14 protein-coding genes and 1 pseudogene are annotated in these 20881 nt (G+C 62.7%); 7 read left to right on the top strand and 8 right to left on the bottom strand.

Features of this window, described 5'->3' with window-relative positions; translation table 11 throughout:
• Nucleotides 1-448: 448 nt before the first annotated feature.
• Nucleotides 449-3642: pseudogene (locus ACM6IP_RS09915) on the top strand (T6SS effector BTH_I2691 family protein).
• A gap of 291 nt (nucleotides 3643-3933) precedes the next feature.
• Nucleotides 3934-4530, top strand: coding sequence for a DUF6708 domain-containing protein (locus ACM6IP_RS09920; protein ID WP_414861389.1), 597 nt, complete (start codon nucleotides 3934-3936; stop codon nucleotides 4528-4530).
• A gap of 340 nt (nucleotides 4531-4870) precedes the next feature.
• Here the strand turns inward: ACM6IP_RS09920 and ACM6IP_RS09925 are convergent, their stop codons facing one another.
• The 7 genes from ACM6IP_RS09925 to ACM6IP_RS09955 all read right to left on the bottom strand — a co-directional run bounded on the left by ACM6IP_RS09925 (nucleotide 4871) and on the right by ACM6IP_RS09955 (nucleotide 12914).
• Nucleotides 4871-6283 carry an amino acid permease gene (locus ACM6IP_RS09925; RefSeq protein WP_414861390.1) on the bottom strand — a complete coding sequence of 471 codons (1413 nt, stop codon included), beginning with the start codon at nucleotides 6281-6283 and terminating at the stop codon, nucleotides 4871-4873.
• A gap of 176 nt (nucleotides 6284-6459) precedes the next feature.
• The gene (locus tag ACM6IP_RS09930; RefSeq protein WP_414861391.1) at nucleotides 6460-8721 is read right to left on the bottom strand and encodes an ATP-binding protein; all 2262 of its coding nucleotides are present in this window, start codon (nucleotides 8719-8721) and stop codon (nucleotides 6460-6462) included.
• Nucleotides 8718-9491, bottom strand: coding sequence for a substrate-binding periplasmic protein (locus ACM6IP_RS09935; protein WP_320332169.1), 774 nt, complete (start codon nucleotides 9489-9491; stop codon nucleotides 8718-8720). The genes ACM6IP_RS09930 and ACM6IP_RS09935 overlap by 4 nt, the downstream gene beginning before the upstream one ends.
• 4 nt (nucleotides 9492-9495) lie before the next feature.
• Nucleotides 9496-10212, bottom strand: a complete 717-nt coding sequence (locus tag ACM6IP_RS09940; RefSeq protein ID WP_095170257.1) for a response regulator — start codon at nucleotides 10210-10212, stop codon at nucleotides 9496-9498.
• Nucleotides 10213-10304: 92 nt separating this feature from the next.
• Entirely contained in the window at nucleotides 10305-10952 is a 648-nt protein-coding gene (locus tag ACM6IP_RS09945) for a TetR family transcriptional regulator C-terminal domain-containing protein (protein ID WP_414861392.1), read from the bottom strand.
• Between the two features lie 100 nt (nucleotides 10953-11052).
• Nucleotides 11053-11847, bottom strand: a complete 795-nt coding sequence (locus tag ACM6IP_RS09950) for a class II aldolase/adducin family protein (RefSeq protein WP_095170255.1) — start codon at nucleotides 11845-11847, stop codon at nucleotides 11053-11055.
• A 71-nt stretch (nucleotides 11848-11918) separates the two neighbouring features.
• Complete coding sequence (locus ACM6IP_RS09955; protein WP_414861405.1) at nucleotides 11919-12914, bottom strand: ABC transporter substrate-binding protein; 996 nt, start codon at nucleotides 12912-12914, stop codon at nucleotides 11919-11921.
• Between the two features lie 270 nt (nucleotides 12915-13184).
• On the opposite strand from ACM6IP_RS09955, the gene ACM6IP_RS09960 reads away from it, so the two are divergent.
• Both ACM6IP_RS09960 and ACM6IP_RS09965 read left to right on the top strand, forming a co-directional pair.
• A complete protein-coding gene (locus ACM6IP_RS09960) occupies nucleotides 13185-15146 on the top strand; it encodes an FAD-dependent oxidoreductase (protein WP_414861393.1) in 1962 nt (653 codons plus the stop codon).
• A gap of 99 nt (nucleotides 15147-15245) precedes the next feature.
• Nucleotides 15246-15842 (top strand): cupin domain-containing protein, encoded by a 597-nt coding sequence (locus tag ACM6IP_RS09965; protein ID WP_095170252.1) that lies wholly within the window; start codon nucleotides 15246-15248, stop codon nucleotides 15840-15842.
• Here the strand turns inward: ACM6IP_RS09965 and ACM6IP_RS09970 are convergent.
• Complete coding sequence (locus ACM6IP_RS09970) at nucleotides 15839-16771, bottom strand: helix-turn-helix domain-containing protein (protein ID WP_414861394.1); 933 nt, start codon at nucleotides 16769-16771, stop codon at nucleotides 15839-15841. The genes ACM6IP_RS09965 and ACM6IP_RS09970 overlap by 4 nt on opposite strands.
• A 162-nt stretch (nucleotides 16772-16933) precedes the next feature.
• On the opposite strand from ACM6IP_RS09970, the gene ACM6IP_RS09975 reads away from it, so the two are divergent.
• The 3 genes from ACM6IP_RS09975 to ACM6IP_RS09985 all read left to right on the top strand — a co-directional run bounded on the left by ACM6IP_RS09975 (nucleotide 16934) and on the right by ACM6IP_RS09985 (nucleotide 20847).
• Complete coding sequence (locus ACM6IP_RS09975) at nucleotides 16934-18292, top strand: glutamine synthetase family protein (RefSeq protein WP_320332162.1); 1359 nt, start codon at nucleotides 16934-16936, stop codon at nucleotides 18290-18292.
• 156 nt (nucleotides 18293-18448) lie between these two features.
• A complete protein-coding gene (locus tag ACM6IP_RS09980) occupies nucleotides 18449-19537 on the top strand; it encodes a polyamine ABC transporter substrate-binding protein (protein ID WP_095170249.1) in 1089 nt (362 codons plus the stop codon).
• Nucleotides 19534-20847 carry an NAD(P)/FAD-dependent oxidoreductase gene (locus ACM6IP_RS09985; protein WP_414861395.1) on the top strand — a complete coding sequence of 438 codons (1314 nt, stop codon included), beginning with the start codon at nucleotides 19534-19536 and terminating at the stop codon, nucleotides 20845-20847. Before ACM6IP_RS09980 ends, ACM6IP_RS09985 begins: the two co-directional genes overlap by 4 nt.
• Nucleotides 20848-20881: the final 34 nt, after the last annotated feature.

Raw genomic sequence — 20881 nt, forward strand, 5'->3', positions numbered from 1 at the left:
CGAATTATTGTGTTTGGCCTGAGGTGCTGCGACTTGAGGCCATACTAAACGAGTGTTCAACAAGGCGGCAATCGTTGGGGAAATCTGCTGTAACAGCGGTTGATCGTGAATATCTTGTTGTATTTAAAGGATTTGTTTGTTGGTGGCGGTTAGCTGGAGATCGCGCTGTTACAACTTTGCACAACTGATGACAGGACGCGGGATATGGGTATAGCAATGCCGTAATCCTGGTCCTGGCGTTCTGAGGTTAGGGCCTGCCTTCAAAATCAAAACCCGAAGCGTCCTACACCCAACACCGAAACAGCTGATTTATCCCTCCCCCACTCCTTGCATAGGGTGCTCGGCACTTCAGACAAGGAAAGCTCATGTCACAACGGACCTGCGTCTTCGCTCCCTGTGCGGCCTATGAGGCGGCCACCGTTAATGCTGGCGTTCGGGGGCGAGCCCAATGACCCTCGGCGAACAACTGGCCATCGTCGTCTCGGAAACCGGTTTGTTCACCGACCAGTGCCGGGCCTGCGAGCGCCAGGGCTTACCGATCCTGCCCTTGCGCCAGGCTTTGGTCCCGGACTACGCGGTCGATCCGTTCCTCGCCGAGAATGGCCAGGTCCAGACCCGATTGGGCTGGCGCACCTTGCGCGCGGGTTACCTGTATGTGTTGCTCGACCGCTCGATCTGGCAGGCCTACCAGGTCACACCTGACGGCTATCTTCGGCAGTTCAATCCCTATACGCCGCCGGCTAGCAACGAGTCCTTGCTCGCCTCGGAATGTGTCTCGGCCGATCACGATGCCCCGGCCTCGTTCCTCAACATCGACACCCATGAGCACCGCGTAGCCTGGTTGGCGTTTGCCAGTGATCCCTGGCCAGTCAGTGTGCTGGATGCCTATAAGGCCGGACATGCCTCGCACCGTTTCCAGGCGCTGGACCTCGCCCAGGCACGGGATAACCCGGCCAGCCTGGGCCTGGCCATGACCGCGGAGTCGCTGCAAGTGAATGAGCGGGTCCTGGAGTACCAGTCGCTGCAGGCGGGCCAATTCCCCAGCGTGCACGGTGTCTACCCGCGCGCCATGAACTGCAGCAGGGGGTGCTGGCCTTCGTCCTCGATGACACCCTCGGCCTGGTCCAGGAATACAACGCCCAGCGCACCGCCTGGATTCATGCCCGCCAGCAATGGCTGGAAGATCCGCTACGGGCCTACCAGCACCAAACCTCGCAGATCCTCTTGGCCATCCGCGCCCAGCACCGTGACCGGGCACAGGCGCACACCCCATCCTTCGAACCCTTCAGCGGTGACGGCCCCCCGGTGTTTGTCGACCCTGGAGTTGAACGCCAGCGCATCATCGACCACGCGGCCGTCGAGTCCAATCAGGACCTCGAGCAGCGCTACGACGAAGCCGCGCGCGCACGGTTTCAGCAGGGCTACGATAAACGGCTGCAACGTTACCAGCAGTTGATTGACCGAGCCGCCGACAACTACGCAGCAGCCTGTGGCACGGCACGCTTCAACTGCATCGAACAGCATGACTACGACGGTGCTGTCGGCGCCTCCGGCCGGGCCTACGCCACCACCATGGCGCTGTGCCTGCGCGGTGGCATCAGCGAAGCCCCGGCTGCCAACGGCGACGAGCGCGGTCCCAGCGCCCAGCTCTGGCGGGCGTGGCTAAGCAATCCACAGAGCCCGATCTACCGCGCCCTGTTGTTACGTGACCAGTCCCTGCTGGCCAACCTGCTGCCGACTTTCGAGGACAACGCCAGCCTTGCCTGGAACGACAGCGAACGGCTCTACAGCGCCCTGAGCAAACTGATCGCCAGCGACCAGGGCGGGCTCCTGCTTGGCGCCTACCTGAAACAATCCATGGCCGACCTGCTCGGCGCCCTGAATGCCGCCAGTGCCCGCCTGCAACCGATCATCAGTCCCGCGGTAGGGCGCGTGGTTTCCCGTGTCAACAGTGCCAGCCAACTGCTGCACAACCGCCTGCACCTCACCGAACTCCAGGTGCAGATGAAACTCAGCGAGTACTACGCGCTGCAATCGGAGCATCTGCGCAACCTGCAACGCAACGCCGTCGCGGCCATGCCCCGCAGTTGGGACAACATCCTCGACGAGACGGGCACGTGGGACCCGAAAAACCGCAAGGTCACCGGCAAAGTCCGACCGCTGATCCAGGGCGGTTTACTCAGCCTGGCGCTGCTTGACCCAAAACTGGCTGCGTTGACCATCACCGTGAGTGTCTGGGTCGAAGGCAAGGCGGCTGGCTTGCTGCAGGAAACCCAGCGCCACATGGCGCAACTGACTGACAGCACGCACTCGGCATTGCTCGATGTCAGGGTCGGCATGGGCACCCTCGAGCCCCAGGCGCGTCAAGTGCTGCAGGGGCTCAAAGTCTCATCAAAACAGGCGACCCACTGGGTACGCACCGGCTTCAGCGGCCTGCGCGGCGCCGCTGACGGCAACATGCTGCTGGCGCTCGGTGGGATGTATTTGCTCAACGACGCCTTGCACAAGAACCTCCAGGAAGCGGAGCGAGTCATCGGGGATAAAGCCCTGGAAGCGCGGTTGGCGTTGTACGGCAGCAGCCTGGGGGTGTTGGGGGGTGGGGTGGAGTTGGTGGGGGCGGCACTGGCGAAAGGGGGGAGTCGGGTGTTGGTGAATGGAGGGTTGTCTGTGCGGGGAGTGGCGGCTATCAAGAGAACTGCGGATGCCGGGAGGGTGCTCGCGAGAGCGGGGGCAGTTATTGGTGTTGCCGCAGGAGTTTTTGAAGCGGCACAAGCCACGGTGGCCACCAAACGATCATTGAACGCCGGTGATACTTCTGCTGGGATCGGCTATTTGGTCTCGACATTTCTATCAGGCGCCGGGGCATTCATAGGCATTGGGGCTGCTGCTTTCGGAGCTAATGCGCTACTTGGTCCAATGGGAGTTGCCATCGCATTGGGACTATTGGGATATGGCGTCTTCCTGTCGGCCAAACGAAAAGAATCCAATCCCTTCGAACAATGGGCAAAACGCTGTTACTTCGGGAATGCCAACGAAACCCCCAAGGTTCATTGGATCAGACCTGATCAAGCCCACATCGCGATTGCCGAACTCAATGCCATAACCCTGGGCCTTGAGACCGGTATCCATTTCCGACTGCGTTTGACCGGACTCAGTTCACCTGACGATGGCGGCCTCATCCCGGGCCTCAGTGCCCCGGTCTACGAGCAATGTCTGGAGTATCGGATATCCCTGCCGTACTTCGACGCGACCCGCTCTGCCTACCGCTGGGCGGTGACGATCCATCGCCGCGGTGACGAAACTGGCAACCAGTCCATAGGCGGTGAAGTGATCGTGGAAGGCGAGCTGAATCCCCCACCCATCCTTACCTCCGCCAGCGAGCGCCGCGCAGCACTGAAGGCATCAACCCGACCAAGACAGCCTGACTACAAGGAAAACAGCATCACTCCCCGCATCAACCTGCGCACCGTGCGCTCGACCGATGGCAGCCCCATGCAGGTGAAGGACATTCAGGGAGCGATTGTCCTACTGCTGGAGTCTCGCCACTACAACATCGAGGGCGCGACCTTGTCATTGACCTACTGGCCAGACCGCGATGTACAGGATGCTTATGCAGAACTAATCACGATGGATTTTCAATGAAGCCGAGACGGCTGTGCAGTAAGACGTTTTAGCCACCCAGACTGGAGTTTTTTAATGGCTTATACCGCCCCCTTACTCAACGAGCCGGCTGAAGGTTGGAAGCATGACCTTCCGGGCCCCAACCAACTACCCACTTCGACGCCGTATCCACCAGTCCTTCCCGATCCGCCCAACCATGTAGACGACATTTATTTGGAACTAGCGCGTGCCACATACCGAATGCGGGGCCTTGGTGTTTGGTGCTCTGTTTTCATCATTGCCTTGGTAGCTGTTTGTGCATTCTTCCTGGCTATGATCGCGATTACTTCCCCTTCCCTCATCCCTCTGGGGATGAGTGCCGTAGGATTAGCCTCGATAGGTATCTGCATCTGGGCTGCAATATATATATGGCGAATGGATACCGAAGCCCCTCGCGATGAACCCATCCGTTTCAATCGCCTACGTCGCAAAGTCTATGTCTATCGCTTCTTCCATGACGGCGCCAAGCCCTTCAGCCGCACCGCCTGGGGGGTGCGCCCGGTAGCTTATGACTGGGACGACCTGCATGCCGAAGCCTGCAGCATCTACGGCCCCATGGGCACCGGCGGTTTTATCGAAACCGTCACGCTGGCCGTGCTCAAGCCCGGCACGCACGAGGTGATCGATCGCTTTCTGTTCGCCCACGAAATCCATCGAGGCGAGATGTATTGGGCCATGGCCCAACTCTTCATGCAGCAAGGCCCCCATGCCCTGCCCACCTTCCCCTACGTACCCCGCGATTGGAACAACGAAGACGTGAGCTTCAACCTGGCTCGGCGTCTCGCGCCCAAAGTCGTCTGGCCGGCGGAGATGGACCTGGAGTCGCGGACAGCGCCATGCCCAAGGCTGGGGAGCCTGGGTTGCAAGTAGGGAGTGGGTAATATCAGGACGCACGTATTTTCTTGGCCGAGTTTGGCTGGTAAGTCTTGTGGCATGTTGATGGACGGTGGTGACCCGGACATTGTCGGAGCGAGCGCCTGCTTGCGGCCTGACAGTGATGATCGCAAGTACGGCGCGGTGCATCAGGCAGTGTGCGTCAGCGTTGACGACCATCGCGAGCAGGCTCGCTCCTACAGGGTCTGGTGTATGCAGGAACCTGTGGGAGCTGGCTTGCCAGCGATGGTTGCAAGGACGACGTGGTGCATCAGGCAGTGTGCGTCATCGTTGGCGACCATCGCGAGCAGGCTCGCTACAGGGGGTGAGTGCGGGGTTATGTGGTAGGCAGTTGCGGGGCCAGGACGCCTTGGCGTTTGCGGTGGATCAGGAAGTAGGCGCTGTAGCACAGGGCAATGAAGCCGAAGCCCCAGTACAGTGACGGGCGTTGGGTTGGGTCCAGGGCCAGGAAGACGAACAACGAGCAGCACAGGGCGATGCACACCAGCGGCAGCACCGGGAACCACGGGGCGCGGTATTTCAGGTCTTCGAGCTTGCCGCCATCACGCAGGTAGGCCTTGCGGAATTTGTATTGGGCCAGGGCGATGACGATCCAGGTCACGGTACCGGACATCCCGCTGACGGCCATCAGCACCATGAACAGGGTGTCGGCGGCGACGAAGCTGGTCATCAGCGACACCAGGGCAAAACACAAGGTGATGCTCAGGGCGCGCAGTGGCACGCCGCGTTTGCTCAGGGGCGACAGGCTTTTCGGTGCCATGCCGGTCTTGGACATGGCCCAGAGGATCCGGGTCGAGGCGTAGAGGCCGGAGTTGCCCACCGAGAGGATCGCGGTGAGGATCACGAAGTTCATCAGGTCCGCGGCGTAGGGGATGCCGACCATGTCGAACACCTGCACGAACGGGCTCTCCATCAGGCCCGCCTGCTGCCACGGAACGATGGCGGACAGCACAATGATCGCCAGCACGTAGAAAATCAGCACGCGGAACACCACGTTGCGCACGGCCCGCGGAATGCTCTTTTCCGGCTGGTCGGTCTCACCCGCTGCCACCCCCATGATTTCGCAGCCCTGGAAGGCGTAGACCACGGTCATCATCACGGCGAACACCGCTGACAGGCCGTTGGGAAACACTGAATCGCCGATCAGGTTGCTCATGCCCGGTGCCGGTGCACCGCTGCTCAGCGGGATCGCGCCGAAGATCACCAGCACGCCGACCACGATAAAGCCCAGGATCGCCGCGACCTTGATCCCCGAGAACCAGTACTCGGCTTCGCCGAAGGCTCGGGTGGCCAGGGCGTTGAGGCCGAACAGCACCACCACGAACAGGGCCGACCAGTACCAGATCGGTACTTCAGGGAACCAGCGCACCATCAGCATGCCGGCGGCAGTAAATTCCAGGCCTACGGTGGTGGCCCAGCTCATCCAGTACACCCAGCCGATCATGAAGCCGGTGGCCGGGCCGATGAACTTGGTGGCGTGGGTCTGGAACGACCCCGACACCGGCATCTGCACCGACAATTCGCCCAGGCAGACCATCACCAGGTACATCAGGAAACCTGCTACCAGGTACGCCAGGATCGCGCCCACCGGACCGCCCTGATTGATGGTCACGCCGGAGCCCATGAACAGCCCGGTGCCGATCACGCCGCCCAGCGACAACATGAAAATGTGCCGGCTTTTAAGGGCGCGGGTCAGGTGGATGCCTGTACGTTCAGTGGTTTGCGTCATGTCAGCACCCCAGGCGAGTGAGGTGGACGGGATCAGCTTTACGGCCATTCATTATTATTATCTCCAATAAGCTTCGAAGACCGCGCTGTGGCGGTTGCCCCGATTATTGGAAGGCCATGTAAGTTCGCGTTGACGGTAAAGATCGAAGTTGTAGAAAGTCGTAACAGATTTGTACGTCAGCTCTGCAACAGGCCTTTGAGGGTCTGCAGGGCTTCGTGGAGCTGGGCATCGACCTGGGGTGCGAGGTCACGCAGGGCGGATTCGGCGTTGCCCAGCGCCGCGTCTTCCAGCGCCCGCAAGACCTGGGCCAGGGCGCGGAAACCCAGGGAGTCACTGCTGCCGGCCAGGCGATGGGCCAGGTGTGCGACCTCGGTGCAGTCTTCGGCCGCGATGGCTTCCGCCAGGGCCCCACGGTGCTGGATGATCGAGGTGCGCAGCACGCTCAGCAGACCCAGCACCTTCTGTTCGCCGAGCAATGTGCGATGGGTATCCAACAGCGGCCAGTCCATGGCCCCGTCCTGCGTTGTGGGTTCGGCTGACGGCGTCTGCCCCGCCAGGACCGCGCGCAGCTCGGCCAGTTTCAGCGGCTTGGCGAGGATGCCGTCCATCCCGGCATCCAGATAGCCGCGCACGAGTGCCGGTTGTACGCTGGCGGTCAGGGCGAAAATCCGCGTGGCGCGGTTCGGCCCGACACCGCCACGGATCTGCCGGCACAGTTCGACGCCGCTGATCCCCGGCAGGTGCACGTCCAGCAGGATCAAATCAAACGCCTGGGCGGCGCACTCGGCCAATCCCTGCTGGCCCTCCTCCGCGAGCCAGACCTGGTGCCCGTCCTGTTGCAGCAAGCCGCTGACCACCTCACGGTTGAGCGCCACATCTTCGACCACCAGAATCTTCAGCGCCGGGCCGCTGACCTGCTCGACGGGTTCATCGACCAACTCGCCCGCCGGCGCCAGTGTCAGCTCGAACCAGAAGCAACTGCCACGTCCCGGCTGGCTGTCGACCCCGATGCTGCCGCCCATTTTCTGCACCAGGTGTTTGCAGATCGCCAGGCCCAGCCCAGTGCCGCCAAAACGTTGCGCCACTTCCTCACTGGCCTGGGTGAAACGCTCGAAGATCTTTTCCTGCATGGCCGGGTCAATGCCGATGCCGTTGTCGGTAATGCTGACCCGCACGCGTTGCCCGTCGAGCCCCGGTGTCGGCGCCAGCAGCATCACCAGCACACTGACCTCACCGCCCTCGGTGAACTTGATGGCGTTGGCCAGCAGGTTGCTCAGCACCTGGCGCAGGAACTGTTCGGCCGCCAACTGGCGTGGCGCCAGCTGCGGGTCGATCAGGCAATGCAGGCGCGTGCGGTTGTCCAGCGCCCGGGGTTCGAGCAGGGTCAGTACCTCATCCAGCAGTTGGCGCAAGGAAAAATTCACCGGCTCCAGGTGGGTTTCGCCCTCCTCCAGGCGCGCGAAGTACAGCACCTCGTTAAGAATGGTCAGCAAACCTTCGCCGGCCTTGTGCAGGGCATCCAGGCGTTTGCCGTCGAGTTCGTCCAGGCGTGGGCTGCGCAGCAATTGCGCCATGCCGAGGATGCCATTGAGCGGCGTGCGCAATTCGTGGCTCATGGTCGCCAGGAACCGCGACTTGGCGAGGTTGGCCGCTTCGGCTTCGTCCTTGGCGCGCATCAGGCTGGCGGTGCGCCGTTCGACCATGCGCAGCAGGTCATCGCGATTGTGCTGCAGGGCCAGGCGGTCGGATTCGCGGCGGTCGATGTCACTGAGGATCGCCCGGCGCATGTCGTCCAGGGCGTGGGCCACGGTGTCGATTTCATCCGGGATGCCACTACGGCTCTTGTCCAGGAGCAAAGGTTCCTGCCACTCGCCGGCAGCGATGCGCCGGGCGAACCCGGCCATCACTTGCAGGTGGCGGGTCACCAGACGGTAGAACAATCCGGACAGCGCCACCGCCAGGCCACAGAGAAACACACTCATCCACAGCAGGCTGGTCAAGCCAGTGGCGTACAGCCGCTGGTGCACGGCCCCCAGGTCAGTGCTGACTTCGAGTTGCCCCAGGTGACGTTTTTCCCCGGAAGGCGGCTGGTAATCCAGTTCGAAGCGCTCGATGCGCAAGGGTCCGACCGGCTGCGGATTGCCCTGCAACAACTCGAAGTCCGGGCTGCTCAGGCGCACCCGCGCCACGTCGGAGAAATCCACCAGGCCCCGAAGCTGGACATTCAGCTGCTCCTGGTTGAGGTCCCACAGGCTGCGTTCCAGACTGGCCAGGTAACCGGCACGAATCAGCTCCATGCGCGAGTCGATGTCACGCATCTCGCGGCGGTACTCGAAGTACAGCTGTACGGTGCTGGCGAGCACGGTAAAACACAGGCTGAACAACAGGATGAACAGCAGCAGGCGTCGCAACAACCCACCGGGCCGGGCGCGGATCATTGCGCGTCCGCCGGCAGGCTGACCATGTCGCGGTAGGTGACTTCGCTTTCGTTGAGCCAGCGTTCGATGTCGCCGGCCTCGACCATGCGCTGCAACTGGGCATCGATCTGCGGCATCTGGCTGGCCAACGCCGAGCGCCGCGACACCGCGATCCGCAGGTAGTCGACGCTCAGGGGCTGGGGCAAGGCGACGATGTCCTGGGCGCCTTTCAGGTGTTCGACGTACAACTCGCCAGTGCGCCGCTCCTGGGTGATGAAGTCGATGCGCCCGCGAATCAGCTTGCCGAAGTTCTGCTCACTGTTGGAGACCCATTCGATATTGTTGCTGCGAGCCACCAATCGGTCGAAATCCACCCCGTAGCTTTCCCCGAACAGCAGGCCGCCGCGGTACCGGGCGAGGTCTTCGAGGCGTTCGAAGCGCACCGGGTGTTGCCGATTGATGAACACCGCGACGTCCTCGCGCAGCACCGGCACCCGGGAAAACACCAGACTTTGCTCGCGTTGCGCAGTGCTGTAGGCCAGCACCACGTCGACCCGACCCTCGGCGGCGTCCAGCAGGCAGCGTTTCCAGTTGCCCAGCACCACGGTCTCGACCTCATAGCCCAGCGCGCCGAACAGGTGCTTGACCACGCTCGGGGCCAGGCCGCGCACCTGCTTGCCGTCACTCCAGGAGATCGGTGGGTACACCGGGTAATCGCAATAGCGGACCTTCTCGGCAGCCATGGCGGTGCCGGCGCCGAGCATCAGTAACAGCCCGAGGGCGCGCACCATCGCCTCAGGCCGCCACACTGGCGGTAAACAGGTAACCGGCGCCGTGAATGGTAATGATCAACTGCGGCTCGGCCGGGTCGTCATGCAACTTGCGCCGCAAGCGCCCCACCAGCACGTCGATCGAGCGGTCGTTGGGCACCCACTCGCGGTTGCGGATCTGGTCCATCAACTGGTCGCGGCTCAGGGTGTGGCCGCTGTTGCGCAGGAACACGCTGAGCAACTGGTATTCGCCGTGGGTCAGCAGGGTCTCGTTGCCGGCGTCATCGATCAGGCGCCGGCGATCGGTATCCAGGGCCCAGGCAGCGAATTGCTTGACCGGCTTGGCCGCGGCGGCGAGTGGCTGGGGGGCTTGGGCATGACGCACCCGGCGAATCAGGTTTTTCGCCCGGGACACCAGTTCCCGGGGGTTCAGCGGCTTGATCACATAGTCATCGGCGCCGCACTCCAGGCCGACGATACGGTCGATTTCGTCGTTGCGGCCGGTGATCAGGATGATCCCCACCTCCGAGCGCACCCGCAGTTCGCGGGTCAAGGTCAGGCCGTCCTTGCCTGGCAGGCGGATGTCGAGCATCACCAGGTCGACCGCCTGGCTGGCGAGGAAGGTATCCGCGGCCTCCGCCGTTTCGGCGCAGTGGACCGCGTACCCTTCCTGGGACAGGTAGGCGTGCAGCAGTTCGCGAATCAGCGGATCGTCGTCGACGATCAGTACCCGAGGAGTCATCGCTTGAAGTCCTGCGTGTGCCCGAAGGCGTGTTTCTTATTAGAGTGGTTTTGCGTTTCAGCGGGTGATCCTAGCCTCTGCTGAACGATCGATCAACAGCTGCCGGTCGGCACGCAGAAACGCTGGCGCCCGCCGGCCTGGAGCCCATCGACCCAGGCTTCACAGATCTGCATGCCCTGCTCCGGGCTGAAGGTCCCGGGGTTGAGTCCGGACTCCAGCCACAGGCCATCGAGCAAGGCGCTCAGGCCAATAGCCGCGAGGTCGGCGTCGAAGTGTTCCCAGCCCTCCTCCTGGGCCAGTTCGGCCAGCACCTTGCGCAAGATGCCGCGGTATTCGCCGTAAGAGTGTTCGTGGGCCAGGTTGATTGCCTCGGCGGTTTTCACCGCGCCCCAGAACGCCAGCCAGGCATCGATCAGTTGCGGGTCCAGCAGTTCGGCGGAAAACGAGCCACGAAAGAACGCCGACAATCGCTCCCGCGCAGTCGGCGCGGCCTGCTCCATGGCCTCGCGCAGCAAGCTCATGACCCGCCCGGTGATCGCCATGTAGGCTTCGGCCACCAGTTCGTCCTTGCCAGAATAGTGGTGGCTGATCAGCCCCACCGAGACCCCGGCCTCAGCGCAGATCTTGCGAATCGATGCGCCCTGGAAGCCATGGCGCTTGAGGCACACCAGGGTCGCCTCGATCAGATTGGCCTTGCGCAACTCCGGCTCCATGCGTGAAAAACGGGCTTCCTGACTCATGGGCGACTCTCTCCTTGGATCGATCATTGGGGCCCTGCACCGCCCCTGCGTTGAACGACTGTACAGCAAGAGTGCGCCCAGTCTCCAGCCTCAACCGCGTTCAGTCACGATAGCCTGGGGCAATGCGCTCGAGCAGGCGCAACATCGCCGCCCAGGCCAGTTGCATGGCATCCGGATCGCTCAACTGGCCCTCTTCCAGGGGCCGGCCGGGATCGTTGAACTGGCGCTCGGTGTGCGCGCAGACCTCGTGGGGCGGCAGCAGCAATTCGCCACAGGCCTGGGCCGCCAGTTGGATCTCGCAGGCCTTTTCCAGGTAATACATGCGCAAGAACGCCTGGCCCACGGTGGCGCCCACGGTCAACAGGCCATGGTTGCGCAACATCAACACCGGCTTGTCCGCCAGGTCGTGCACCAGGCGCTGCTGCTCGCTGAGGTCCAGCGCCACGCCTTCGTAGTCGTGGTAGGCGACCCGGCCGTAGAACTCCATGGAAATCTGATTGACCGGCAACAGCCCGCACTTCAAGGCCGCCACCGCACAACCGGCGCGGGTGTGGGTGTGCAGCACGCACTGGGCGTCGTCACGGGCGCCGTGGATCGCGCTGTGGATGACAAAACCCGCCGGATTGACCGGGTATTGCGACGGCTCTACGGCATGTCCGTCAAGGTCGATTTTCACCAGGTTGGAGGCGCTGATTTCATCGAACATCAAGCCGTAGGGGTTGATCAGGAAGTGGTGCTCCGGCCCAGGCAGGCGCACCGAGATATGGGTGAAGATCAGATCGGTCATGCGAAAGTGCGCGATCAAGCGATAGCACGCCGCCAACTCTTCACGCAGGCGCTGCTCGGTGGCGCTGCGCTCGACCGGCGCATCAGGGTGGCTGACAAATTGTTTCATTGGCGAGGTTCTCCAGGCAGATGGCTGGGCAGACAGTAAGGCTGGACGGGGCAAGCGTCCAGCCGCGCGGCTTATTTGCTGGCCCAGGCGTTGAAACGCTCTTCCAGTTCTTCGCCGTGATCGACCCAGAAGCCGACGTCCATCGACAGCGCACCCTTGAGGTTCTGCGGCGCGGTCGGCACCCAGCGCGCGAGCGACTCATCCAGGCGTGCCGCGGCCTCGGTATTGGTCGGACCGTAGGGAATCTGCTGCACGTACTTGACCTGGGCATCGGGCTGATTGGTGAAGGCGATAAACCGCTTGGCCTGATCGACATGCCGGGAGCCCTTGATGATCGCCCAGTAGTCCATGCCGTACAGGCTGCCCGGCCAGACCAGGCCCAGGTGACTGCCGCCCTGGGCGGCGGCGGCAATCCGCCCGCTGTAGGTCGAGGTCATGACCACGTCGCCGGCGGCCAGCCATTGTGCCGGTTGTGCGCCGGCTTCCCACCACTGGATATGGGGCTTGAGTTCGGTCAGCTTGGCAAAGGCGCGGTTGACCCCTTCAGGAGTGCCCAGGACGTGGTAGACGTCCTCGACCTTGACCCCGTCGGCCAGCAAGGCGAACTCCAGGTTGTACACCGCGCGTTTGCGCAGGCCGCGCTTGCCGGGGATTTTCTCCACGTTCCAGAAATCCGCCCATGAGGCCGGGGCCTGGGCCAGCTTGTCGGTGTCATAGGCAATCGCCACGCTCCACACCAACGCGGCGGAACCGCACTCCTGCGCGGCCTCGGGAATCAACTGTGCGGCATGCCCCAGTTGCGTCCAGTCCAGGCGCTCGTACATGCCCTCTTCGCAGCCGCGCATCAGGTCCGGGCCTTCGATCTGCACCACGTCCCAATCGACGTTGCCGGTGTCGACCATCACCTTGATCCGGGCCATTTCGCCGTTGTATTCGCTCTGGATCAATTTGCTCTGGTCCAGCGCGCTGAAGGGCTGGAAAAACGCCACGTCCTGGGCTTTCTGTCCGGCGCCGCCGTATCCGACCACCACCATGTCCGGCGCCGCCTGAACGCTGCCCATGGCCATGGCCAGGGACAACAGCAAGGGATAACGAGCGAGCTTGAGTCTATTGGCTTTCATCTAGCAGTCCTCGTGCAGGTGCCACCCGGAGCAAGGCCGGCGTGACCCATTTTTATTGTTGTGAGGTTCGCCCCAGGAGCGGGCGCCAAATGAAAGTACTGCAAGCCTTAGTAAAAAAACAAGTTGATTTTTTACTGCCGGTAAATTTCTATAGGGCAATAATAACAACGCCGAAGCACGGCCTTTCGGCTTCAGCCTGCCTGGAGTAAGCGCACCATGCCGACCTCGTCCCCCGCCTTTGCCCATCTGTTCGAGCCCTTGCAGATCCGCGGCAAACGCCTGAAAAACCGCATCATGTCCAGCGGGCACGACACCTCGATGCCGACCGACAACCTGGTCAACGCGCAACTGATCGCCTATCACCGGGCTCGCGCCGAAGGCGGTGTCGGGCTGATCGTGCTGCAGGTGGCCGGGGTCCACGACAGTGCGCGCTACACCTCCCATGTGCTGATGGCCACGGATGACGCCTGCATCGAGGGTTACCGTGAGCTGGCGCAGACATGCCACGAGCATGGCACCCTGGTGTTGTCGCAGATTTTCCACCCGGGGCGGGAAATCATGGAGTCCAGCGACGGTCTGCTGGCCGTGGCCTACTCCGCCTCTGCAGTGCCTAACGAGCGCTTCCGGGTGATGCCACGGGCGCTGGACCAGGCGATGATCGATGAGATCGTCGCCGGTTATGCGGCGGCCGCTCGCCGCCTGCATCAGGCTGGGATCGACGGGGTCGAGGTGGTCGCCAGCCATGGTTACCTGCCCGCGCAGTTCATCAACCCCCGGGTCAACCGACGCACCGATCACTACAACGGAGACCTCGAACAACGCCTGCGCTTCCTGCGGGAAGTGATCGCTGCGGTGCGCGCCAGCACCGATGAGCAGTTCATCATCGGCCTGCGGATTTCTGCGGACGAGCGTGACCCCGAAGGCTTGAGCGAAGATGAGTCCCTGGCCAGTGTGCAAGCGCTGCAAGCCCAGCTGGACTACGTGCACATCGTCGCCGGCACCTCGGCCTCGCTGGGCGGTGCAGTGCACATCGTGCCGCCGATGGCCATCGAAGCGGCGTACCTGGCCAAAGAAGCCGGGACCTTCAAGGCTGGCCTGAAGATTCCACTGTTCGTCACTGGCCGGATCAACCAGCCCCAGGAGGCCGAACTGATCCTGGCCCGGGGCCAGGCCGATGTCTGCGGCATGACCCGGGCGCTGATCTGCGACCCGCAAATGCCCAACAAGACCGACGCCGGGCGTGCCGAAGACGTGCGCGCGTGCATTGCCTGCAACCAGGCGTGCATCGGGCACTTCCACAAGGGATTACCGATTTCCTGCATCCAGCACCCGGAAACCGGGCGCGAACTGATCTACAGCCAACGCGCGCCAGCGACTCGGCGCAAGCGCATCATGATCGCCGGCGGTGGCCCGGCCGGAATGAAGGCCGCAGCGGTGGCCGCCCAGCGCGGGCACGAGGTGACCCTGTACGAAGCCAGCTCGCAACTCGGCGGCCAGGTGCTGTTGGCCCAACTGCTGCCGCGCCGCGCCGAGTTCGGTGGAGCCAGCACCAACCTGCAGCGCGAGATGCAATTGGCCGGGGTGCGCGTAGTGCGCAACACCCGGGTCGACCGGGCACTGGTGGAGCGCGAACAGCCGGACCTGGTGATCGTTGCGACCGGGGCCGAACCTTACTGGCCAAACTTCGAGCGTGGCGGTGAATTGCAGGTGGTCGACGCCTGGCAGGTGCTCAAGGACGAGGTGCCGATCGGCCGTTCAGTGGTAGTGGTGGACTGGCGCTGCGACTGGATCGGCCCAGGTATCGCCGAGCGCCTGGTGCGGGCTGGGCATCAGGTCCAGTTGGCGGTCAATGGCACTCATTGCGGGGAAAACCTGCCGCTGTACGTGCGTGACCAACTGGCCGGCGAACTGCATAAGCTCGGCATCCCGATCACCCCGTATGCCCGGCTCTATGGCTGCGACGACAACACGGTGTACCTGCAACACACCGCCAGTGGCGAGCCAATGCTGCTGGAGAACATCGACACCCTGGTGTTGTGCCAAGGCCACCAACCGGTGGATACCCTAGGTGCCGAACTGCAAGGGCTAGTGGAGTTTCGCCGGATCGGCGACTGCCTGGCACCGCGCACCGCCGAAGAAGCCATCTACGAAGGCCTGAAAGTCGCCTGGGAGCTTTAAGCCTGTTTATACTCCGGGACTTTAGGTTTTGGCTTGGGCGCAAATCCCCGCTTTTAAAGGTGGGACCGCGCTCAAGCCCCTCCCGGTCTGGAATTTGCCATGAGCAACAGCAACACGCCTGCGCCCGACATCGGCAGCGCTGCGCCGCATTTCCTCGGCACGCGGATTCGCGGCCTGCGCAAACGCCGGGGCATGACCCTGGCGCAGCTGGCGCAGTTGAGTGAGTTGACCGCCGGTTACATCAGCCAACTGGAACGCAACCTCGCCTACCCGTCGATCCCGGCGCTGTTCAACATCGCCCGTAGCCTGGGCGTGACCATCCAGTGGTTCTTCGCCAGCGAAGTGCCCACGGCCCCCGAAGACCAGGGCGTGGTGGTGCGCAAGAACAGCCGCCTGAGCGTGCACTACGAAGACGGCATCGTCGACCACCTGCTCACCCCCCAACCCAACCGCCAACTGGAAATGCTCCACTCGCGCTTCCCACCCGGCACCTACAGCCAGCAAAGCTACAGCCACGACGGCGAAGAAGCTGGCTACCTGCTGTGCGGCAGCTTCGAGCTGTGGGTCGGCGATCGGCATTTCCAGCTCAGCGAAGGCGACAGCTTCAGCTTCTCCAGCCAGGAACCACACCGCTACGGCAACCCTGGCGAAGTGGATGCGGTGGTGATCTGGGTGATTACTCCGCCGACGTTTTAACGCCGCACTCGCCCACTGGTTGCTGTAGCCCCCGCACGCTTGAGAGTGTCGCTCGGCAGTTCCTTGAACAGTGCCCGGTAGCTGCTGGAAAAACGTCCCAGGTGCCAGAATGACCAGTGCATCGCCACTTCGGCCACGGTGGTCTGGCCGGGGTGGCTGCCGAGCAGTTCGCGGCGGGCGCTGTTGAGGCGGCGCAGGCGCAGCCATTGGGTTGGAGCAATGCCGGTGTAGGTCTTGAAGGCGTGTTGCAACTGGCGCAGGGAAACCCCGGCGACCTGGGACAACTGCAGCAGGTTGAGCTGTTCTTCCGGGGTATCGGCTGCCCACTCGCCCACCCGTTTCATGAGCACCCGCTCCCCTGCCCGGCGCTGCAATGCACCCTGGTCGAGGCAGACGCAGGCGTTGTCGAGGATGAACAGGCAGTCGTCCAGCAGTTGCTGGGTCAGGGCTTCCCGGCTTGGCGGGTCGATGGCCTGGGACAGCCGGGTCAGGGTGCCGCTGAGCCAGCGGCTGAACAGCGCGTTCTGCTGCGAGTTGAGCGGCGCCATGAACAGGCCTTCCAGGCGTTCGATGCTAACGCCATGGCGCTGCAGGAACTGCGGACCGAAGACCACGGCCACTTCCTGGTAATTCTCCGGGGTGATCCAGATATTGCGGCTTTCGCCGTTGAGCACGTAGAGCGCGTTGTCGCTGCGGTCGAAACAGAACGCCAAGGCCCCCGGTGGCGCGCTGAAATTCTGCTCGACCCGGGTGTTCATGCATTCCTCGTAAATCTCTACCCCCTGCAAGTCCAGATAGCGCACCAGGCCGGCGAAGTGCCCGGGCGACATCTGCTGGTAGTGCTGCACCCACCCAGGGGTCGCGCGTATCTGGTCGGCGACGTCTGCGGTGTTGAAAGCCTGCACATGCAAGGGATTTTGCGCTGTCATGGGGAGATCCGCGCGCACTCTTTTGGTGCGCTTGATGGCTGCTGAAAGTGGATAGATGGAACCGTAACGCTGGCCCAAGATAGTCGTCAACGCGCTACAGGGGAAGTCTCTGTGCACAGCAAGCCTGACTCTGGCGCGGATAAAACCAATAACGAGGTCTTTATGAACGCCCCTTTCGATCAGCTCTCCACCTGGCTGAAAGATCACAAGATTACCGAAGTCGAATGCGTGGTCACTGACCTGACCGGTATCGCTCGCGGCAAGATAGCGCCCACCAACAAGTTCCTGCATGAGCGAGGCATGCGCCTGCCGGAAAGTGTGCTGTTGCAAACGGTAACCGGGGACTTTGTCGACGACGACGTCTACTACGACCTGCTCGACCCGGCCGACATCGACATGGTGTGCAAGCCGGTGTCCGACGCGGTGTACGTGATTCCATGGGCCATCGAGCCCACTGCGATCGTGATCCACGACACCTTCGACAAGTTCGGCAACCCGATCGAACTGTCGCCGCGCAACGTGCTCAAGAAAGTCCTGCAGCTGTACACCGACAAAGGCTGGAAGCCGATCGTGGCCCCGGAAATGGAGTTCTACCTGACCCAGCGCTGCGAAGACCCAGACTTGCCACTCAAGGCGCCACTGGGCCGTTCGGGCCGTGCCGAAAGCGGTCGGCAGTCGTTTTCCATCGATGCCGCCAACGAATTTGATCCACTGTTCGAAGATGTCTACGACTGGTGCGAAGCCCAGGGCCTGGACCTCGACACGCTGATCCATGAAGACGGCCCGGCGCAGATGGAAATCAACTTCCGGCATGGCGACGCACTCGACCTGGCCGACCAGATCACCGTGTTCAAGCGCACCCTGCGCGAAGCGGCGCTCAAGCACAACGTCACCGCCACCTTCATGGCCAAGCCGATCGGCGATGAGCCAGGCAGCGCCATGCACCTGCACCAGAGCGTGGTCGAGATCGCCACCGGCAAGCCAATCTTCGCCAATGAAGACGGGAGCATGAGCGAATTGTTCCTGCACCATATCGGCGGCCTGCAGAAGTACATTCCCAAGCTGTTGCCGATGTTCGCCCCCAACGTCAACTCGTTCCGGCGCTTCCTGCCGGACACCTCGGCGCCAGTGAACGTCGAATGGGGCGTGGAAAACCGCACCGTCGGCCTGCGGGTGCCGACCTCGAGCCCGGACGCGATGCGCGTGGAAAACCGCTTGCCCGGCGCCGATGCCAACCCCTACCTGGCGATCGCGGCCAGCCTGTTGTGCGGTTACCTGGGCATGGTCGAACGAGTCGAACCGAGCGCCGGCGTCGAGGGCCGGGCCTACGAACGACGCAACCTGCGCCTGCCGATCACCATCGAAGACGCCCTGGCGCACATGGAGAACTGCCCGACCATTGAAAGCTACCTGGGCAGCAAGTTCGTGCGCGGCTACGTCGCGGTGAAACGCGCCGAACATGAAAACTTCAAGCGCGTGATCAGCTCCTGGGAGCGCGAGTTCCTGCTGCTGAGCGTCTGATACCGGGACTGTGGGAGCGGGCCGGGCGGCGCTCCGCTTGCTCGCGGTGGGGAGCTGATCCTCGAGCTGATGTCGACTGATCTGACGTCATCGCGAGCAAGCTCGCTCCTACATTGGGTCCTGTACATCGAAAACAATTATTCCAAGAGGTGTCGAATGCGTCTTATGAAATCCGTGGTTCCCGTTGCCCTGGCGCTGTTGTGCAGTGCCGTTGCCCATGCGCAGCCCAGTGTCAGCGTGTACAACTGGACCGACTACATCGGCGAAACCACCCTCGCCGACTTCACCGCCAAGACCTCGGTCAAGGTCATCTATGACGTGTTCGACTCCAATGAAACCCTGGAAGGCAAGCTGCTCGCCGGGCGTACCGGCTACGACGTAGTGGTGCCGTCCAACCACTTCCTGGCGCGCCAGGTTAAAGCCGGGGCCTTCCTCAAGCTCGATCGCGAGCAATTGCCAAACTGGAAGAACCTCGACCCGAAACTCTTGACCCTGCTGGAAAAGAACGACCCCGGCAACGCGCACTCGGTGCCGTACCTGTGGGGCACCAACGGCATCGGTTACAACGTCGACAAGATCAAACAGGTGCTGGGAGTTGACCATATCGACTCGTGGGCGGTGATGTTCGAACCCGAGAACCTGAAAAAGCTCAGCCAGTGCGGCGTGTCGATGATGGATTCGGCCGATGAAGTGTACCCGGCCATCCTCAACTACATGGGTATGGACCCGCGCAGCGAAAAAGTCGAAGACTACAAAAAGGCCGAAGCCAAGCTGTTGACCATTCGGCCCTACATCACCTACTTCCACTCCTCCAAGTACGTCTCGGACCTGGCCAACGGTGATATCTGCATCGCTTTCGGCTACTCCGGCGACGTGTTCCAGGCCGCCAACCGGGCCAAGGAAGCGAAGAACGGGGTGAACATCGCCTACGCCATCCCCAAGGAAGGCAGCAACCTGTGGTTCGACCTGCTGGCGATACCGGCCGATGCCGGCAACCCCAAGCAAGCCTACGAGTTCATCAACTACCTGCTGGACCCCGAGGTCATTGCCAAGGTCAGCGCCACCGTCGGCTACGCTAACCCGAACCCGGCCGCCAAGCCGTTCATGGATGCCGAGCTGGTAAACAACCCTGAGGTCTACCCGCCCCAGGCGGTGCTCGACAAACTCTACATTTCCACCACCCCGACGCCAGAAATCATGCGCCTGATGACTCGCTCGTGGAGCAAAGTGAAGTCCAACAAATGAACCAGGCCACTCAATTCAACCCAGACACCGAGCACGCCCGCTCCTATTACGCGGCCAGCGCCAAGGGCATGCGCCAACGCCCGGCGCTGAGCGCGGACCTGGAGGCCGACGTCTGTGTGATCGGCGGCGGTTTTACCGGGGTCAATACCGCCATCGAACTGGCCCAGCGCGGGCTCTCGGTGATCCTGCTGGAGGCTCGGCGGATCGGCTGGGGTGCCAGCGGGCGCAACGGCGGACAACTGATCCGCGGCGTCGGCCATGACGTCTCGGGATTTGCCCGCTACGTCGGCGAGGACGGCGTGCGTTACCTGGAGCGCGCGGGGATCGAGTCGGTGCAGGTGGTGGCCGAGCGTATCCGCCAGCACGGCATCGACTGTGATCTGCGCTGGGGCTTTTGCGAGCTGGCCAACACCGCGGCGCAGTTTGCCGCGTTCAAGGCTGAGCAACAGAGCCTCCAGGCCCAGGGTTATGCCCACGAGACCCGGCTCGTGGCGGCGCAGGACATCGACCAGGTGGTCAACTCCAAGGTCTACGCCGGGGGGCTGGTGGACATGGGGTCGGGGCATCTGCACCCGCTGAACCTGGTCCTCGGTGAGGCACAGGTGGCTGAATCCCTGGGGGTGCGGATCTTCGAACACAGCCCGGTGCTGGAGATCGTTCACGGCAGTACGGTCAAAGTCCGCTGTGCCAGCGGCTCGGTACGCGCCGGCACACTGGTGCTGGCCTGCAACGCTCACCTAGAGGAGCTGGAGCCCAAGCTCAGCGGCAAGGTCCTGCCCGCCGGCAGCTACATCATCGCCACCGAACCGCTGTCGCAGCAGGCGACGGATCAGTTGATCCCGCAGAACCTGGCGCTGTGTGACCAGAAAGTCGGCCTGGACTATTACCGGTTATCGGCCGACCGGCGCTTGTTGTTTGGCGGTGCCTGCCATTATTCCGGGCGGGACCCGGCGGACATCAGCGCCTACATGCGCCCACAGATGCTCAAGGTGTTCCCACAGTTGGCCGATGTGCGCATCGACTATCAATGGGGTGGGCGCATCGGGATTTCCGCCAACCGTTTTCCGCAGATCGGCCGTCTATCGGCGCACCCGAACGTGTATTACGCCCAGGGATATTCCGGCCACGGCTTGAACGTCACCCACTGGTGCGCACGCCTGCTGGGCGAAGCGATCCATGCCGGACACAGCCAGGGCTTCGACGTGTTCAGCGCAGTGCCGCACCTGACCTTCCCCGGTGGCCGCGCATTGCGCACCCCGCTGCTGGCATTGGGCATGGCGTGGTATCGGTTGAAAGAGATGGTCGGGTGATGGGCTGGGCAAATGGACGCGCTGTCTTGCCACC

It is taken from the genome of Pseudomonas sp. IT-P176, from assembly GCF_949767245.1.
Lineage (GTDB): Bacteria > Pseudomonadota > Gammaproteobacteria > Pseudomonadales > Pseudomonadaceae > Aquipseudomonas.

Excerpts from the sequence above, each read along its gene's own strand:
- ACM6IP_RS09920 (WP_414861389.1), top strand. The coding sequence starts at position 3,934 with ATGATCGCGATTACTTCCCCTTCCCTCATCCCTCTGGGGATGAGTGCC.
- ACM6IP_RS09925 (WP_414861390.1), bottom strand. The coding sequence starts at position 6,283 with ATGACGCAAACCACTGAACGTACAGGCATCCACCTGACCCGCGCCCTT.
- ACM6IP_RS09930 (WP_414861391.1), bottom strand. The coding sequence starts at position 8,721 with ATGATCCGCGCCCGGCCCGGTGGGTTGTTGCGACGCCTGCTGCTGTTC.
- ACM6IP_RS09935 (WP_320332169.1), bottom strand. The coding sequence starts at position 9,491 with ATGGTGCGCGCCCTCGGGCTGTTACTGATGCTCGGCGCCGGCACCGCC.
- ACM6IP_RS09940 (WP_095170257.1), bottom strand. The coding sequence starts at position 10,212 with ATGACTCCTCGGGTACTGATCGTCGACGACGATCCGCTGATTCGCGAA.
- ACM6IP_RS09945 (WP_414861392.1), bottom strand. The coding sequence starts at position 10,952 with ATGAGTCAGGAAGCCCGTTTTTCACGCATGGAGCCGGAGTTGCGCAAG.
- ACM6IP_RS09950 (WP_095170255.1), bottom strand. The coding sequence starts at position 11,847 with ATGAAACAATTTGTCAGCCACCCTGATGCGCCGGTCGAGCGCAGCGCC.
- ACM6IP_RS09955 (WP_414861405.1), bottom strand. The coding sequence starts at position 12,914 with ATGGCCATGGGCAGCGTTCAGGCGGCGCCGGACATGGTGGTGGTCGGA.
- ACM6IP_RS09960 (WP_414861393.1), top strand. The coding sequence starts at position 13,185 with ATGCCGACCTCGTCCCCCGCCTTTGCCCATCTGTTCGAGCCCTTGCAG.
- ACM6IP_RS09965 (WP_095170252.1), top strand. The coding sequence starts at position 15,246 with ATGAGCAACAGCAACACGCCTGCGCCCGACATCGGCAGCGCTGCGCCG.
- ACM6IP_RS09970 (WP_414861394.1), bottom strand. The coding sequence starts at position 16,771 with ATGACAGCGCAAAATCCCTTGCATGTGCAGGCTTTCAACACCGCAGAC.
- ACM6IP_RS09975 (WP_320332162.1), top strand. The coding sequence starts at position 16,934 with ATGAACGCCCCTTTCGATCAGCTCTCCACCTGGCTGAAAGATCACAAG.
- ACM6IP_RS09980 (WP_095170249.1), top strand. The coding sequence starts at position 18,449 with ATGCGTCTTATGAAATCCGTGGTTCCCGTTGCCCTGGCGCTGTTGTGC.
- ACM6IP_RS09985 (WP_414861395.1), top strand. The coding sequence starts at position 19,534 with ATGAACCAGGCCACTCAATTCAACCCAGACACCGAGCACGCCCGCTCC.